Annotated in this window: 14 protein-coding genes; 5 read left to right on the top strand and 9 right to left on the bottom strand. The window is 59.9% G+C overall.

What is annotated here, in order from left to right; all coding sequences use genetic code 11:
• The first annotated feature begins 16 nt into the window (after window positions 1-16).
• Window positions 17-3,499, top strand: coding sequence for a calcium-binding protein (locus tag AC4IHP_RS11725; protein WP_490831743.1), 3,483 nt, complete (start codon window positions 17-19; stop codon window positions 3,497-3,499).
• A 105-nt stretch (window positions 3,500-3,604) separates the two neighbouring features.
• A complete protein-coding gene (locus tag AC4IHP_RS11720; RefSeq protein ID WP_490831742.1) occupies window positions 3,605-5,584 on the top strand; it encodes a hypothetical protein in 1,980 nt (659 codons plus the stop codon).
• 40 nt (window positions 5,585-5,624) lie between these two features.
• Here AC4IHP_RS11720 and AC4IHP_RS11715 read toward each other — a convergent pair whose 3' ends face one another.
• The 5 genes from AC4IHP_RS11715 to AC4IHP_RS11695 form a co-directional block, all read right to left on the bottom strand.
• Entirely contained in the window at window positions 5,625-6,203 is a 579-nt protein-coding gene (locus AC4IHP_RS11715) for a hypothetical protein (RefSeq protein WP_490831741.1), read from the bottom strand.
• 59 nt (window positions 6,204-6,262) lie between these two features.
• Window positions 6,263-6,472, bottom strand: coding sequence for a hypothetical protein (locus AC4IHP_RS11710; protein WP_490831740.1), 210 nt, complete (start codon window positions 6,470-6,472; stop codon window positions 6,263-6,265).
• A 113-nt stretch (window positions 6,473-6,585) separates the two neighbouring features.
• Window positions 6,586-7,176, bottom strand: coding sequence for an LON peptidase substrate-binding domain-containing protein (locus AC4IHP_RS11705; RefSeq protein ID WP_460121695.1), 591 nt, complete (start codon window positions 7,174-7,176; stop codon window positions 6,586-6,588).
• 10 nt (window positions 7,177-7,186) lie between these two features.
• Window positions 7,187-7,903: an LrgB family protein gene (locus tag AC4IHP_RS11700; protein WP_016773013.1), complete on the bottom strand. Its 717-nt coding sequence runs from the start codon at window positions 7,901-7,903 to the stop codon at window positions 7,187-7,189.
• On the bottom strand, window positions 7,903-8,265 hold the full coding sequence (locus AC4IHP_RS11695; RefSeq protein ID WP_016773012.1) for a CidA/LrgA family protein: 363 nt from the start codon (window positions 8,263-8,265) through the stop codon (window positions 7,903-7,905). Before AC4IHP_RS11695 ends, AC4IHP_RS11700 begins: the two co-directional genes overlap by 1 nt.
• Window positions 8,266-8,458: 193 nt before the next feature.
• On the opposite strand from AC4IHP_RS11695, the gene AC4IHP_RS11690 reads away from it, so the two are divergent.
• The 3 genes from AC4IHP_RS11690 to AC4IHP_RS11680 all read left to right on the top strand — a co-directional run bounded on the left by AC4IHP_RS11690 (window position 8,459) and on the right by AC4IHP_RS11680 (window position 11,413).
• Window positions 8,459-8,914 carry a MaoC family dehydratase gene (locus AC4IHP_RS11690; protein ID WP_150638401.1) on the top strand — a complete coding sequence of 152 codons (456 nt, stop codon included), beginning with the start codon at window positions 8,459-8,461 and terminating at the stop codon, window positions 8,912-8,914.
• A gap of 102 nt (window positions 8,915-9,016) precedes the next feature.
• A complete protein-coding gene (locus AC4IHP_RS11685) occupies window positions 9,017-10,744 on the top strand; it encodes a C13 family peptidase (protein WP_490831739.1) in 1,728 nt (575 codons plus the stop codon).
• 27 nt (window positions 10,745-10,771) lie between these two features.
• Window positions 10,772-11,413, top strand: coding sequence for an oxidoreductase (locus AC4IHP_RS11680; protein WP_460121700.1), 642 nt, complete (start codon window positions 10,772-10,774; stop codon window positions 11,411-11,413).
• 100 nt (window positions 11,414-11,513) lie between these two features.
• Here AC4IHP_RS11680 and AC4IHP_RS11675 read toward each other — a convergent pair whose 3' ends face one another.
• The 4 genes from AC4IHP_RS11675 to AC4IHP_RS11660 form a co-directional block, all read right to left on the bottom strand.
• A complete protein-coding gene (locus AC4IHP_RS11675) occupies window positions 11,514-11,798 on the bottom strand; it encodes a YceK/YidQ family lipoprotein (RefSeq protein WP_460121702.1) in 285 nt (94 codons plus the stop codon).
• Window positions 11,791-12,438, bottom strand: a complete 648-nt coding sequence (gene ubiX, locus AC4IHP_RS11670) for a flavin prenyltransferase UbiX (RefSeq protein ID WP_490831738.1) — start codon at window positions 12,436-12,438, stop codon at window positions 11,791-11,793. The genes AC4IHP_RS11675 and ubiX overlap by 8 nt, the downstream gene beginning before the upstream one ends.
• The gene (mpl, locus tag AC4IHP_RS11665) at window positions 12,435-13,784 is read right to left on the bottom strand and encodes a UDP-N-acetylmuramate:L-alanyl-gamma-D-glutamyl-meso-diaminopimelate ligase (protein WP_016773007.1); all 1,350 of its coding nucleotides are present in this window, start codon (window positions 13,782-13,784) and stop codon (window positions 12,435-12,437) included. The genes ubiX and mpl overlap by 4 nt, the downstream gene beginning before the upstream one ends.
• 157 nt (window positions 13,785-13,941) lie before the next feature.
• Window positions 13,942-15,846 carry a sigma-54-dependent Fis family transcriptional regulator gene (locus AC4IHP_RS11660; RefSeq protein ID WP_490831737.1) on the bottom strand — a complete coding sequence of 635 codons (1,905 nt, stop codon included), beginning with the start codon at window positions 15,844-15,846 and terminating at the stop codon, window positions 13,942-13,944.
• Window positions 15,847-16,248 lie beyond the last annotated feature (402 nt).

Genomic DNA, 16,248 nt, shown 5'->3' with positions numbered 1-16,248 from the left:
GTTAAAGGATTAAGACGTGTCGAAACTCATCGTACCTTCCGCACATGTTTCCAATGTGCGCCTGCTTCAAGTCATACCGATTGACGCCTCGGCCAATGCCCACGCACCGTCGCCAGGCAACCTCCAGGAATTGCCTTCTGCGGCAATCAGGAACGGCGCGGACGCCTCGCATCGACAGACACTGGAATCGCTCGACAAGCACTTCGGGCCCCTACGCATCGGCGAGGCCATGGTCAGCCGCGCCGAGCTGCAGGCGATGGGCGCAACGGTCAACGGTCAACCGATCAGCCCAGCGAACGCCGGAATGAAGGTTGCGGATCAGACATTGCTCGATGGGCTCAATTTCGACTCGGCGAAAGTCGAAACCCGATTGATGTCCGTCGACATTCCCGACAGCGCCACGGCCGCAATGCTGTTCTACGAAATAGCATGCCAGCGCTCGATCGATGCGGGAGCGATGTTTGTCAGCAGTACCGCAATCGATCCTGGCAGTGCAGTGGAGCGCCTCAACCAACTGGGCAAAGCCGCGCAGAAACTGGACATTCACCGGGTAGACGCGTTTGAAAACGCACCCGGCTGGGTCAACAAGAGCAAAAGTTATTTGATGAGCGGTGCCGGCGTCGGCCTGCAAGCCTTCGGCATCTACAGCGGTTACATGGCCATGATCGATGCGATCAGAAAGGGCGACAAACTCGAAGCGCTGTTCCAGGGCGGCTCCATTGCCGCCGAGTTCGGCTCGCTGATCATCGAACAAGGTCTGACGAAGACGGGGCAAGCGATGCTCACCAACGGCGGCAAGCTGTTCAAGTATTTTCCGCTGACCTCGGTGGGCAAATTCATGAGCCGGGGCGCCGGGATGTTCGCCAGCGCGATTACCCTGCCGTTCGACATCATCGATGCGGTCAAATCGTTCAACGCAGCCGCCGCCTCATCGGGGAAAGTGGCGCAGGATCATTATGTCAGTGGGGCCCTGAGCGTGGCGGGGGCGGGCATCAGCCTGGTGCTCGGTGTCGCCGCGCTGGCCGGTTTCGGCAGCGTCGCCGGGCCGGTCGGGCTCGCGGCGGCGGCCGTATTGATTGCCGGTTCGATGATCTATCAGGCTGCGCGAGTTGTTGACGATATCGATGACTACATCGAACTGACCACGCTGGAACGTTTGCGCTCGGGCTGGTTCGCCTTCACCGGTCAGGAGCTGGACACCGAAGTGATGGATCGCTTCAAACTGAGCAAAGGCTACGGCGATCATGAAAAACGCCTCGAGCTGTCGGCCAGAGAAATGCTTGAAGGCGCTTATAAGAACTCCATCGAACACGTGGTCAACGGCGCCTTCCGCACCAAGCTGCAGTCCGTCGAACTGTGGCGCTATCAGTGGGATGAAAGCGCCGGGCAGAAGCCGTTCAAACTCGACAGCCAGGCGGTGATCGTTGGTGCGGACGATGTAATCGATGCCGCCGATGGCTTGCCGGCAGACCTCAAAGGCAAGGTCAGCGGCAGCGCCGGCGATGGCAAGGGCGTGTTCTGGCGCCTGGGGGATGGCGATGACCGGGTTGTCGGGGTCAAGGCCCAGTCCAATCTGTTCACTTACCGCGAGGGACACAAAGCCTTGACCGGCGGTGACCACACCGATGCGTTCTACCAGGAAGTCACGACTCAGGAGCTCGACCGCTGCGCCAAACCCGCGCACATCAACATTCTGGACGGCGGCGCTGGCGCCGATACCGTGGCGTTCGAAGGCAGCCGCCCGAACGAAGACACTCGCCACGTCGGTCATGACATCAATCTGCAGACCGGCAAGGTCTCGTTGCGCGGTCTGGATCCGGCGGCCGAAGGACTGGAAATCGCCCATCTGACTTCGATCGAGAACGCTTCGACGCTGCGCAAGGGCACCAGCCGCGTTACCGGCACCGACGCGGCCGAACAGATTTCCGCCAATGGCTACGACCGCATCAGCGCCGGTGGCGGCAACGACACCATTGCTGTTTTCGGGACTGAATGCGAGGTGGATGGCGGCAGCGGTGAAGACCGTTATTACATCGCCAATACCAACGCCCGCGCGACGATCATCGAAAACGCCGAGCACTCCAGCCGCGTCGAGTTCGGTTGGCCGCGCGCCCTCATTCAACGCTGGCAAATCATCGGCACGTCACTGGTGATCACCTCGCTGCGCGGCAGGGATGGCAACGACCCCGATCACGTGCTGACCCTGGAGAACGTCTACCAGACAACTGACGGCCAACGCCATTTGAAAAATGCCCAGTGGCTGTTTCGCACTCAGGATGGCTATGAATTGCTGGCTCTGCTGCCCAAACAGCCTGGTCAAGCGCTGAGTCAGGATATCGAGGTCGCCGTCACCCTCAATGGTCAGCCAGCCCAGGCGCCGGCCATCGTCAATCGCGGTACGGTTACTCTGGACGCCCAGGCGCTGTCGCGACACTTTGTGGCACGCACGCCGCACAGGGTCGAATTCGTCGTCGGGTCCAGCGCAGCAGCCACTGAATGCAGTATCCACCTCGATTACAAGGCCAGCGAGATGGCAGAGGTCGAGATCAGTTATGACGTCGAAGCTCGCCAAGGCGTGTCGGGCAATACGCACCTGACCTACAAAAATATCTGCCTGGCGCTGCTGCTGTCGTCCAAAAAGGTTGTCTTTAAAGGTGTGATCAAGACGATCGCCGCAGCCACCGGTTATGGCGGTCGAAACAGCTTGAAAGTGACCACGCCACTGCTGGCGCAAGACCTTGTGCTGATCATGCAGGACGAAGTCTCCTATCGCTTGCAGTTGCCGCAGCTGGATTATGCAGCCGATGCAAAGGCCCCTGGCTCCCGGCAGGTCAGTAGCCGAAGCTGGCTGAAACAGCGCAATGGAAGGTATCCCTTCACGCGGCCACTGGTCAGCGAAAAGCCGGAGCTGACCGACCGGCCCAGCAAAGTGCTGATCGAGTCCAGGCCCCACACAGGAATTTATCTGCTGGAAGGCAAAAGCTCGACTTACGATATTCATCTGGTCAGCAACTGCATCGTTCGCCTGTCGACACCCGGTGCGGCGGCGAAAACCGCCAACGCCTCTACCTGGAACCTGTTCACTCAGGCCCTGAGCGAAACGGTGACGCGCGAAGATATCCAGCTCGATGGCAATCGTCTGCGCATCGCCAGCGTCACGGTCGAGTTGCCGGATATGGACGAGGACACGCCGGTGGAGTCCGTGAGCGTGGTGACCTCGGCCGGCCATATATATGAGGTTTCGCTGCTGTTTGAGGTATTGCAGTTGTACGTCATCGACGCTCGCCGTTACGCCAGCCTCTCGGCTCTGCACAGCGACATCGAACAACACAGACAGCGCAATGAACTGGCGGCACGGATTTACGTGACTCACATCGGATACAAGCCCGACACCGTCGGAACGGTGGTGTATCACTCGATACGTCGGTATTGGGGACTGACTGACGACCCGCAGGTGCGAATCAATCCAGACGATTTGAACATCACCACAGATATTTGAGTGCGTTCAGCGCTTGCAACCCGATGCCCGCGCGGACAGAGATCGCGCGGGCTCTCGATCGCCTCAGCCGATGGACAGGCTGATTCATAAAGAAGGAGTTTATTCATGCGACAAAAACCCGGACCTTTGCGCCCCTCACCGAACACCGAAACGCCCGCCACCTCGACAACCCGGCCGGCGTCCCCTGATCGTCCGATGGGTCTGGACCTGGACCTGCGCCTGCCCGGTCACATTCGAGCGGATGGCTCGAACGAGTTGTCGGGCATCGATACCATTGTTCCAGCCGCCAGCACTGCGGCATTGCGACCCGGCATAACTGTCACCCACATGCCCGACATGCAGATGCCGCCGCGCGGTCCTGCAAAATCGCCCCTTGAACCTTATGTACAAAACGTCAGTGCGGACTTGAGCCACGATGCGCAGGGTCTCAAAACTCACAAGGGTCGACAGTTCGCCGACATTGCCGACGATGGCGGTTCTGCCGCCGGGCTGACGGTGATGGTTGCCTACCACGATCTGATCAAGGCCTACCGGGCCAGATTGCCCGGCGAGCGAGGCCCCTCCGGACCTCCTCTTTATCGACTCGCCGGCACCGATTTGTGGAGTTTGAACAAGCCCGTCGAGATGTACCCAGCGGATCGCTACGCCCTGCACCAGTGGGCCGCCGGGTCCTATTCCGCACCTGTCGCGAATGCACAAGGTTATTACGCGGTACATGAATGGAAGCAATTGCCGTCTCATGAGCGTTTGACCACACGAATGAATGTCGGCTTCGCATTCATGGGCAAGTCCGGCCACATGATCAAAGTCGACCCGAGCGAAGCTCGCGGGGACACTTCAGTGCCATTGAAGCTGGCGCACTGGACGGATGGCGAACTGTGGGATGTGTACAACCTGCGCGATGCAGAAATCCTCACCTTTCGCGCCGAGGCCGAGGCCCGAGGCGGTCCGCCGCACTGGGCAAGACGCAGAACTACCGAGGATCACCATAAATTCCTTCTGGACTCCATGAAGTGGTCTCACCCGCAGAAATCCCGCAGCGAATGTGCCGAACTTCTACGCAGCTACAACCTGAGCGTTGCTCAGCAGAAACGCCTGCGCACGGATATGGAAAACGGCTTCCCCGCATGGGCCGAAGCGCACAAAAGCCTGTCTCGGAACGTGCTGGACACCAAACGGTTCGAGCATATCGCCGAGGAGCTCGGCCCTTTCGCTCTCAAACTGCGCAATCACGGCGAGGGCCATGAGGGTGACTTACCGCCTGTCAATCAGCGTTACGAAGATGATTTTCTGCAAAGTTATCTGGAGCATGCCGGTTATAAACGCAACAGACATGACTATCTTTATCGCACGGACATTCCCGCCATGTTTCGCGCCGACTTGCGCACACCTTTTGAATTGGCCCGCGACAAACGGCTTGTAAAACTTCGCGGCAACCCTTCGGATTCCACCAGCAAACGCGCATTCAGCGCGACGTTCGCCCTGTCCGACGCCTTGAACTACATGGGGTTCGATTACTATTCCAACCCACGGCATTACAACAGTCAGGCCAATCGCTATCCCGGGCACTTTTCCGACAGTGACTCCTCCGGCGGGGACCGGCACAGTACCGACGGAGAATCGGATACATCGTTTGAAATGGATAACTCGCGCGACTATCCGTTGCGGCGGCGCAAACAGGTAACCGGCTTCCTCTACATCATCGATACCCGCGATATCGAAGTGGTCCCTCGCGTGGAAAATCTTTACTTCAACAACAGGGATTTTGATGGAGACAATCTGGAGGGCCGGATTTCCATGCCGACCCATGGGATCAGTGCAGAAAGGATCTGGCTGGTGAATTCGGACCATAGCCTCGCGGCGCGCGTCGAGGATGTGTTTCGACAAGCTGGTGAGGATGCTGTGGATATCGAGACGTCGACCTGGGAAGGCACCGATCTCGATATGTGGTCTCGATCGCCCCCCTATGATGGACTCATCGCAGGCGTGTCCCATTCGGGCGGGGTGGTATTGACGCTGCCTAAAGGCAGGGACACCGACGCCAACGACATCGTCTGGCCAGTACCCGAACATTACAGGCCCTGACACAAGGCGCCATTCACTCCAGAGTGAATGGCGCCTCTGATCAAACAGCCGCAGGACTCGGCTTGATTACCTTGATGACAAATCGCGCATATTTGTTATTGAATGCGTTGTGCCCGGTGGTATTAGGATCGACGTCCATAAAGGTGCTCATGCCTTCACTACTGTCACGATATATGCCTTTGTAACCTGGCTCGCTATTCAATCCAGCATAGACCGGCCCAGCCTCGATATGACTGAGAGAGGCCTTGTTCACGCCAAATGTACTCATTGAAAAGTAGTGTATCGGCGCACTGGTACTGGCCAGCAGCTTATGGGTTTTATCTTCGATGAATAACCGTGCGCCATCGAACGCTCCTGAATACACCACACTGATCGCATAATTTTCCCCGTGAGGAACGAAGTTCAACAGCAGCGGTTGATGATCCTCGTGGTCGGCCAGTGTGATGTGGCTGGCGACACGTAAATCCGCCAGCCCTACTTCAGCGTCGAGCTTTTCGCCTTGAGTAATCCGCGGGGCGCGCAGAATTTCTCGTAATCGTTGTTCATTGAGTATCACTGGCCGGCCATCCAGATAAAGGTTGGCCGTAAATGCTTTATTATTGATTGTTGCTGAAGACATGGAATCGCCTACCGGTAAATATTGAAAAAGACAAGTCATCAAACCGCATTCGCGGTTACTCACTTGGTGGCAGTAGCCGACATCTGCGGAATGTCGCTGGCCGGCACCTTTTCTATTTTTCGTTTACGTCGCGCGATGACCATCCGGTCGGCATAAGTTGTTGCTGCATCGATATGCTTACTGACGTTTTGATCGGCGCCGGCGTGCTTCAAAATATACTTGCCGGCAATATCGTCCCAGAAACCCCGTTCATCTTCATATAAAGTCATGATTTCATCCTTGTTGTTATCGAGTTACCCGACTCCTGCGGGCAACTCGAAAGTAAGACAAAGACAAAAGCAAAACAATGCTGGCAGACCGTAGTAGTTGCTTCAAAGTTAAACTAGGCGAACAACTCACCCTGCAACTCATCGAGCAATGCCTGAATCGCATCCAGCCGCTGCTGCGGATCGTCGAGTTGTAACAAATCGATCTTGTCTTCTTCGGCGAAGGGCAAGAGATAGGCAAGTTGATTGGCCAGCGCCTGTTGCCCGGCGGCTTCGGTGCCCATATTCAACGCTTCGACCATCGGGTGTTCGGCCAGTGCCTTGAGCAGCGCGACCAGATCGGCGTCCTCATCCTGCAACGGTTGCTCGGGCTCGTCGTCGAGCCACTCGACATCGGCGACAATCAACTGATCGCGCTGTACTTCGGTGCGCACCACCGTGAAACGGCGCCCGCCCTGCACACGAATGCCGAGCAGGCCGTTGTCCTGTTGCTGGAAATCGGTGATCCGCGCCTCGCAGCCGACCATTGCGAAACCTTCTGGTGCCACACCGACTTCGCTGCCCTCCAGAATGCACACCACACCGAAGCCGACGCCTTGTTTCATGCAGCGGCCGATCATGTCGAGGTAGCGCGCCTCGAAGATCTGCAGATCGAGGTTGCAGCCAGGGAACAGCACCGTGTTCAGCGGAAAAAGCGGCAGACTCATAGACATTTCCTTACACCACCATCGACACCGCCAACGGCAGGAACACCGCCGTGGCCACGCCCATCAGACTCATCGCCAGCGCGGCGAACGCGCCGCACTCATCGTTTTCCTGCATCGCCACCGCCGTGCCGACCGCATGCGCTGTCATGCCCAGTGCCATGCCGCGCGCTTCGGGGCTGTGCACGCCGAGGCGCGTCAGCAGCGCCGGGCCGAAGATCGCGCCAATCACCCCGGTGATCAATACAAATACCGCTGCCAGCGCCGCCACACCGCCGATCTGCTCGGCAACCAGCATGGCGATCGGTGACGTCACCGATTTAGGCGCCATGGTCATCAGGATCATGTGATCGGCACCGAACCACCAGCCCAGCGCCACGCCCATGCCCGTTGCGACCACCCCGCCTATCACCAGCGTAGTAAAAATCGGCCAGAACAATTGGCGGATGCGCCGCAGATTCAAATACAGCGGCACCGCCAGCGCCACCGTGGCCGGACCGAGCAGAATGCTCAGGATTTCGGTGCTCTTGCGGTACTCCGCGTAGGTCAGGCCGCAGCCGACCAGCACACCGATCACCAACAACATGGAGACCAGCACCGGTTGCAGAAAGATCCAGCGGGTTTTCTCGAACGCCGCCAGCACCAGTTGATAGGCACCGAGGGTGATACCAATGCCGAATAGCGGATGATGAATCACCGACGCCCACGCGCCTTGCCAATCGAACAGCATCAGGACTCCTCCGCCGGCGGCGCGTGACGTTTGACCAGCCGCTGCATGAGCACGCCGGCAAAGGCCATCGACAGGATCAGCGAGACCACCAGCGCGCCGACGATCGCCCAGAAATCCGCAGCAATCGCCGTGGCATACACCATCACGCCCACCGCTGGCGGCACCAGCAGCAACGGCAGATAACGCAGCAGACTGCCCGCCGCCTGATTCAGCGGCTCGCCGACTTCACCGCGAATGATCAGGAACACCAGCAACAGCAGCAGCCCGATGATCGGCCCCGGCAATATCGGCAACAGCAAATGATTGAGCGCCGTGCCGAGCAATTGGAACAGCACCAGCAGGGTCAGGCCACGTAACAACATCTGACATCTCCGTCTTGTATTTCACCCAGCAGGGGCTCGGCATTATAAGCATGCCGGCGCTATGGACCGGCATTCGCCAAAAGCATGGTCGGTTGACCTGAGCAAATCGCCATGATGATCTACAGTGGTTCGCAGGCCGGTCAAATCCGCCCCCTGAAAAACTATAAAACCGATGAACCCAAGGAGAGTCTCAATGCCCTATGTTCCCGTTGCAGAGCTCAAAGATTATGTCGGCAAGGAACTTGGACGTTCCCAATGGCTCACCATCGACCAAGAGCGCATCAACCTGTTCGCCGAAGCCACCGGTGATTTTCAGTTCATTCACGTCGATCCGGTCAAGGCCGCGCAAACCCCGTTTGGCAGCACGATCGCCCATGGTTTCCTGTCGCTGTCGCTGATGCCGAAGCTGATGGAAGACATCCTCGTGCTGCCCGAAGGCGTGAAGATGGTCGTCAACTATGGCCTGGACAGCGTGCGTTTCATCCAGCCGGTCAAGGTCAACTCGAAAGTCCGACTGAAGGTCGACATGGTCGAAGTCACCGAGAAAAAACCCGGCCAGTGGTTGCTCAAGGCTACCGCGACACTGGAGATAGAAGGCTCGGACAAACCGGCCTACATCGCTGAGCCGCTGTCACTCTGCTTCGTCTGATCATCCCGGATGCGAAGCAGCGCACGCTGTTTCGCGTCACGTCTGTATATATGCGACGCATAGCTGCGGCATACTCGGTCGCCTAATTGCCCGGATCCCGCTATGCGCTCAATCGCTCGACTTGCACCCCTTGCCCTGACCCTGATGCTCACCGCTTGCGGCGACGGCGAATCGCTGTTGCCGCCGGATGCGCGCCTGCCCGATGGCGGCCGCTATCGCGGTGAACTGGTCGACGGCTTGCTGCAAGGTCAGGGCCGCGTCGACTACCCCAACGGCAGCTGGTACGCCGGGCAGTTCGACAAGGGGCAATGGCACGGCCAAGGCGAATGGCACGGCAGCAATGGCGAGGTCTATCGCGGCCAGTTCCAGCAAGGTCTGTTTGATGGCCAGGGCAGCCTGAGCACCAACGCCAGCAGTTACACCGGTGGTTTCAAGCAGGGCCGGCGCGATGGCGAAGGCACGCTGAAAGAAAACGGCATGACCTATCGCGGCGAGTTCAAGGCTGACCAGTATTCCGGCCTCGGCCGTCTGGAAATGGACGACGGCAGCTCCTATCAAGGCCAGTTCGCCCACGGCAAACCCAACGGTGAAGGCCAGCGCGGCGATGCCAGCGGCAATTCGTTCACCGGCCATTTCGTCAATGGTCAACTGGAAGGCAACGGCACTTACAACAGCGCCGACGGCGATATCTACGTCGGCGGTTTCAAGAACAATCAACTGCACGGCAAGGGCCGCTACGAGAACGCCGACGGCGATGTCTGGCTCGGCCAGTTCAAGGAAGGCGCGCTGACCGGCAAGGGCGAACTGATCGGCGCCGACGGCAGCCATTACATCGGTGTGTTCAATGACTGGCGCTTCACCGGTCAGGGCCGCTTGAACCTCGCCGATGGCAGCTTCTACATCGGCGGCTTCGACAACGACAGCTATTCAGGACGCGGTACTTTGGTGCTGACCGATGGCAGCGTGCTCAGCGGCACCTGGATCAACGGCCAACGCGTACGCGACGCAGACGGCAAATTGCTCCCCGACACCCTCGAACTCGGTTTGCTCGCCCAAGGTCGATTGCTGGACGACGCACTGGCGGCGATCCCCGCTTCGACTCCGGCAGTCGAGTTGTACACCCTGACCCTCGGCGGCGACGGCAAGCAAAGCGTGTTCCTGCGCGAATCCGACTACGTCGCCAACATGCTCAATACGCGCTTCGGCGCCTTCGGGCAGATTCGTCTGGTCAATCATCGTGATCATCTCGGCGACCGGCCGATGGCCACCCGGGAAAACCTGCGCCGCGCCGCGCAAGCCCTTGCCGAACGCAGCGGGCCGGAAGACCTGCTGTTCATTTATCTGACCAGCCACGGCACCGCCGAGCATGAACTGGTGCTCGATCAGCCGCGCATGGAACTGGCCGATCTGCCGGCCGATGAACTCGCCGCCGTGCTCGCGCCGCTGAAGCATCGCGACAAGGTCATCGTGATTTCTTCGTGCTATTCCGGCGGTTTCATCCCGGCGCTGAAGGACGAACGCACACTGATCATGACCGCCTCGCGCGCTGATCGGGTGTCGTTCGGTTGCTCGGAAGAAGCCAACTTCACTTACTTTGGCGACGCGCTGTTCGCCCAGGCGCTGAACCAGACTGATGATCTGGAGCAGGCTTTCAAACTGGCCAAAGCCACCGTCGCCGAACGTGAACTGGCCGACGGCTTCGAAGCCTCGGAGCCGCAGATCTGGGCGCCGAAAACCGTACTCTCGCACTGGCAACTGCTGCGTAAACAGCAAGCGCGCAAAGCGTTGCAAAGTAGTGCATTGAACGACGCGGCGAAAAAAGGCAACTAAGCTGAACAGTATCAAGGGAGAGACACTATGTACTTGACGCCTCAGCACGTATTGCTTGCCGGAGCCACCGGACTGACCGGTGAACATCTGCTCGACCGTTTGCTCAACGAGCCAACCATTACCCGTGTCCTCGCCCCTTCACGCCGGCCGCTGGCCGAGCATCCGCATCTGGAAAACCCGGTCGGCGACCCGCAGGCGTTTCTGCCGCAACTCAGCGGCCGGGTCGATATTGCCTACTGCTGCCTCGGCACGACGATCAAGCAGGCCGGCTCCGAAGAAGCCTTTCGCGCAGTCGATCTGGACATGGTCGTGGCGTTTGCCAAACGCGCACGGGAGATGGGCGCGCGACACCTGATCGTGATCAGTGCGATTGGCGCCGATCCGAACTCCTCGGTGTTCTACAACCGCATCAAAGGCGAAATGGAACAGGCATTGCGCGCGCAGGACTGGCCGCAACTGACCATCTGCCGGCCTTCGCTGCTGCTCGGCGAACGCACCGAACCGCGTCTGGTCGAGCAACTGGCAGGGCCCTTGTCGAAGCTGATTCCGGGGAAATACCACGGCATCGAAGCGTGCCAACTGGCACGAGCGATGTGGCGCCTGGCGCTGGAAGAACAGGATGGCGTGCGGGTGATCGAATCGGATGAGCTGCGCAAGTTAGGCAAATAACTCCGGGACTTTCAGAACCAAAAGATCGCAGCCTTCGGCAGCTCCTACAGAAGACCCTATTCCCCTGTAGCAGCTGCCGAAGGCTGCGATCTTTTGACCTTTACAATCCACCAGTTGCCTGGAATCCGACGCCAATCACGGTGAGCAACGACAACGGCAACAACAACGTATCGAGCAGCGCACTGGCCGGCAGGTCTACTCCGGGATAGCTCGGCGCCTCGGCACCAAATCGGTCCATCGCACAGCACCCGCCATTCAGTGCATACAAATCCAGCCGCGTGCCGGCATACACCACCGGTGCGCCGGGTTTCGCCGCATCCAGAGTGCGCGCGGTGGCACACCCGCTCAATTGCAGCGCCAGCACAATCACCAGCAGCTTATTCATCGCTGCTCAGGTGGTGCTCGCCCCATCGCGGCAGCATGTCCTGCGGGATACCGAGCAGATTGAGAATCCGCGCCACGACAAAGTCGATCAGATCATCAATGGTCTGCGGTTGGTGATAGAAGCCCGGAGAGGCCGGCAAAATGGTCACGCCCAGATTCGACAGCTTGAGCATGTGCTCCAGATGAATGCTCGAATACGGTGCCTCGCGCGGCACCAGAATCAACTGGCGGCGCTCCTTCAGCGTGACATCGGCCGCGCGTTCGATCAGGTTGTTGCAGGCGCCGGTGGCAATCGCCGACAGCGTGCCGGTCGAACACGGCACCACCACCATGGCTGCAGGCGCGCCGGAACCCGAAGCCACCGGCGACATCCAGTCTTCCTTGCCGTACACGCGAATCTGTCCGGCGGCGGCGCTGGTGTACTCGGTCAAGAACGCCTGCATCATCTGCGGCTTGTTCGGCAGGGAAACGTCAGTCTCGGTGGCCATCACCAATTGCGCGGCTTTGGAAATCAGGAAGTGCACTTCGCGATCTTCGCGCACCAGGCAATCGAGCAGGCGCAGGCCGTACTGCGCGCCGGAGGCGCCGGTCATCGCCAGTGTAATGCGTTCCGGGCCGCCGGCCTGGGGAAAAGCGTTCATTGCAGCGCCTCGGCAAGCTTGCCGTGCAGGCCGCCGAAGCCGCCGTTGCTCATGATCACTACGTGCGTGCCGGGTTGTGCCTGGCTCTTCACCCGTTCAATGATGCCTTCCAGCGAATCGCTGACAATCGACGGCACCGTGCACAACGCAGCAGTGGCGCCAAGGTCCCAACCGAGATTGGCCGGGGCATACCAGATCACCTGATCGGCATCGACCACGCTGTCCGGCAAACCGTCACGGTGGGCGCCGAGTTTCATCGAATTGGAGCGCGGCTCGATGATCGCAATCAGTGGTGCGTCGCCGATGCGTTTGCGCAGGCCATCGAGGGTAGTGGCGATGGCGGTCGGGTGGTGGGCGAAGTCGTCATAAATGGTGATGCCGCGCACTTCAGCGACCTTCTCCATACGGCGTTTGACGTTCTTGAACGCGCTCAACCCAGCGATGCCCATCGACGGCACCACGCCAACGTGACGCGCGGCGGCCAGCGCGGCCAAGGCATTGGCGACGTTGTGTTGACCGGTCAATTCCCACTCGACGGTGCCCTGGGACACGCCTTCGAACATGACTTCGAACGCCGAGCCGTCCTCGCTCAGCAGCTTGACCTGCCACTGACCGCCGGCGCCGGTGGTTTGCACCGGGGTCCAGCAACCCATCTCGATCACGCGCTGCAACGCTGGCTCGGTGGTCGGGTGGATGACCAGCCCTTCGCTCGGGATGGTTCGCACCAAGTGGTGAAACTGACGCTCGATGGCTGGCAGATCGGGGAAGATGTCAGCGTGATCAAACTCAAGGTTATTCAGGATCGCGGTGCGCGGACGGTAGTGGACAAACTTCGAGCGCTTGTCGAAAAAGGCGCTGTCGTATTCGTCAGCCTCGATGACAAAGAACGGCGTGCCGCCCAGGCGCGCCGACACCGAGAAATTCTGCGGCACGCCGCCGATCAGGAAGCCCGGGCTCATGCCGGCATGTTCCAGCACCCAGGCGAGCATGCTGCTGGTGGTGGTCTTGCCGTGCGTACCGGCCACGGCCAGCACCCAGCGACCTTGCAGCACATGGTCAGCCAGCCACTGCGGGCCGGAGACGTACGGCAGGCCTTTGTTCAGCACATATTCCACTGCCGGGTTGCCACGGGACATGGCATTGCCGATCACCACCAGATCCGGCGCCGGATCGAGCTGCGCCGGGTCATAACCCTGCGTCAGCTGAATGCCCTGGGCCTCGAGCTGCGTGCTCATCGGCGGATAGACGTTGGCGTCGGAGCCGGTGACGTGATGGCCCAGCTCTTTGGCCAACACCGCCATCGAGCCCATGAAAGTCCCGCAGATACCCAGAATATGAATGTGCATAGTCGACCTCGTAAAACATCGCCGCAGGTTAGCGTAGGGAGGGGGAAATGGCACCTTGTGTTTCGACTTTACCGAAGTCTTCGCGAGCAGGCTCGCTCCCACATGGTTGACGTCAACCCTGTGGGAGCGAGCCTGCTCGCGAATGGTGTGACGCGGTTCAGCGGGCGATCCCGTGTTTGCGCAACTTTCTATAAAGGGTGTTGCGGCTTACGCCAAGTTGCTGCGCGGTATGGGTCATATGCCAGCGCGTCTGCTTAAGCGCATTGAGCAATGCGACACGCTCGGCATCGTCCAACGGCTGCGCGGCAATCTGCGCAGGCGCAGCCGCCGGCCGCGCCTGTCGAATCATCACAGGCAAATCCTCAATCCCGATCCGGCCGTCATCACACAACGCCGCCAGCGTACGCAGGACATTGCGCAACTGCCGCACGTTGCCCGGCCAATTGAACGCCAGCAATGCGCCCCTCGCCGGTTCTTCGATCAGGATGGTTTCGCCTCCAGCCTCCTCGGCCAGCAGAAAATCCAGCAACTGCGATTTATCACTGCGCTCACGCAACGCCGGCAGCGCCACTTCCAAGCCGTTCAAGCGGTAATAGAGGTCCTCGCGAAAGCTGCCGTCCTCGACCCGCTCGAGCAAATTGCGGTGCGTCGCACTGATGATGCGCACGTCCACCGCTTGCGGCTCGCCGCCAATCGGCACCACTTGCCGATCTTCCAGCACACGCAGCAAGCGCGTCTGCAACGCCAGTGGCATGTCACCGATTTCGTCGAGGAACAAAGTCCCGCCATCGGCCTGTTGCAGCTTGCCGCGCATGCCGTCCTTGCGCGCGCCGGTGAAGCTGCCGCCGCGATAGCCGAACAGTTCGCTCTCGATCAGGCTTTCCGGAATGGCCGCGCAATTGAGTGCGACGAAAGCGTTGCCGGAGCGCTGGCTGGCGTGGTGCACAGCCTTGGCGAACGCTTCCTTGCCCGAGCCGGTTTCGCCGTTGATCAACAGCGGCACGTCACGCTCGAACACGCGCACTGCTTTGCGAAATTCCGCCTGCAACGCCTCATCGCCGAGGCAGATGCCGGACAGGCGTGGCGCTGGAGCAGCGATTGGCGTTGGAGCAATGGCTGTCGGCTTGCGTGATTCGCCGCGCAACACGGCAAACAGATGCCGGCCATCACGGGTGCGCAGCGGCCAACTGGCGCTGGCGTTGGCACTCGCCCGCCCTAGCAGGTCATCCAGCGAACAATCGAAAAACGCTTCTACCGGTTTACCGAGCAAACCACCGCGAATATGCCCGAGCAGGTTCAACGCGCTCTGGTTGACTGCGCTGATCCGCCCTTCGCCGTCGAACGCCAGCAGCCCTTCGCTGAACAGGCCAACGGACTCGGCCTGCAGGTGAAAACGCAGCAGCCATTGATTGTCGAAACAGCGCAGGAAGTAGCAACTCTCGATCATCTTCGCCGACAGATTGACCAGTGCCATGGTGTGGAACTGGCTCTGCCGTGAGACGTCCGGCCGTGCCGAGGACACATCAAGTACCGCCAGCAACTCACCGTGCGGGTCGAACACCGGGCTCGCCGAGCAGGTCAGCCCGGTATGGCGGCCGCGAAAGTGTTCGTCCTGGTGAATGGTCAGCGCCTGACGCTCGACCAGGCAGGTGCCGATGCCGTTGGTGCCTTCGCAGGCTTCGCTCCAGTCGGCGCCGAGCCAGAGCCCAGCGCGCTCGAAAATCTTCCGTTCGGCCGGCGCGGTGACGCAATTGAGGATCACACCGCGCGCGTCAGTCAGCAGCACCGCGTGGCCGGCGCCGGAGAGTTGCTGATGCAGGCTGCTCATCTCGGTGCCGGCGATTTGCAGCACTTGTTGCAGACGTTCGCGACTTTCCAGCACCCGGCCATGCTCGAGCACGGTCGGCGCCATGGTCACAGAAGGATCGAGGTGATAGTCCTCAAGGCAACGCAGCCACGAACGGGCGATCGATGGATCGGCGCCGGGGCCGTGCACGTGCGGTTTGCCCTGGGTGACGGTGAGAACCTGGCGGGCATGGCGACTCAAATGGTTGTCGTGCATTTCTTATTGTTCTCCCCGAGAGGTCGACGCAATCCCGTGTAGGGGCTGCCTAAGGCTCGGGCCGCGATCTTTTGATCTTGATCTTGAAAACAAAATCAAAAGATCGCAGCCTGCGGCAGCTCCTACGCGGCAGCTCCTACAAGGATTGCTGTTGGCTGAGGATCCCTCAGCCGCCCGCGCATTGCAATGCTGGCAAGACCGTCCGGTCACGGGCTGTCCCGCAAGCGGTACAAATTGTCACGCAGGCTGTACCGAAACCGTCACAGCGCCACTCCATTCGTCCGAGACAAACCGGCCAAGCCCTTGATTTGCCTGCGCTGCACGGCAGTGGCCCGGCCCTTGCTCTACGCTTATAGCAAGCGCACTTGCGCGTTTCTCTAATAAGTACAAAGCCAAGGAGAA

This window comes from Pseudomonas sp. UF-293 (assembly GCF_058245595.1).
The sequence above is the reverse complement of the archived record's forward strand: the minus strand, read 5'-3'. Positions and strand labels throughout refer to the sequence as shown.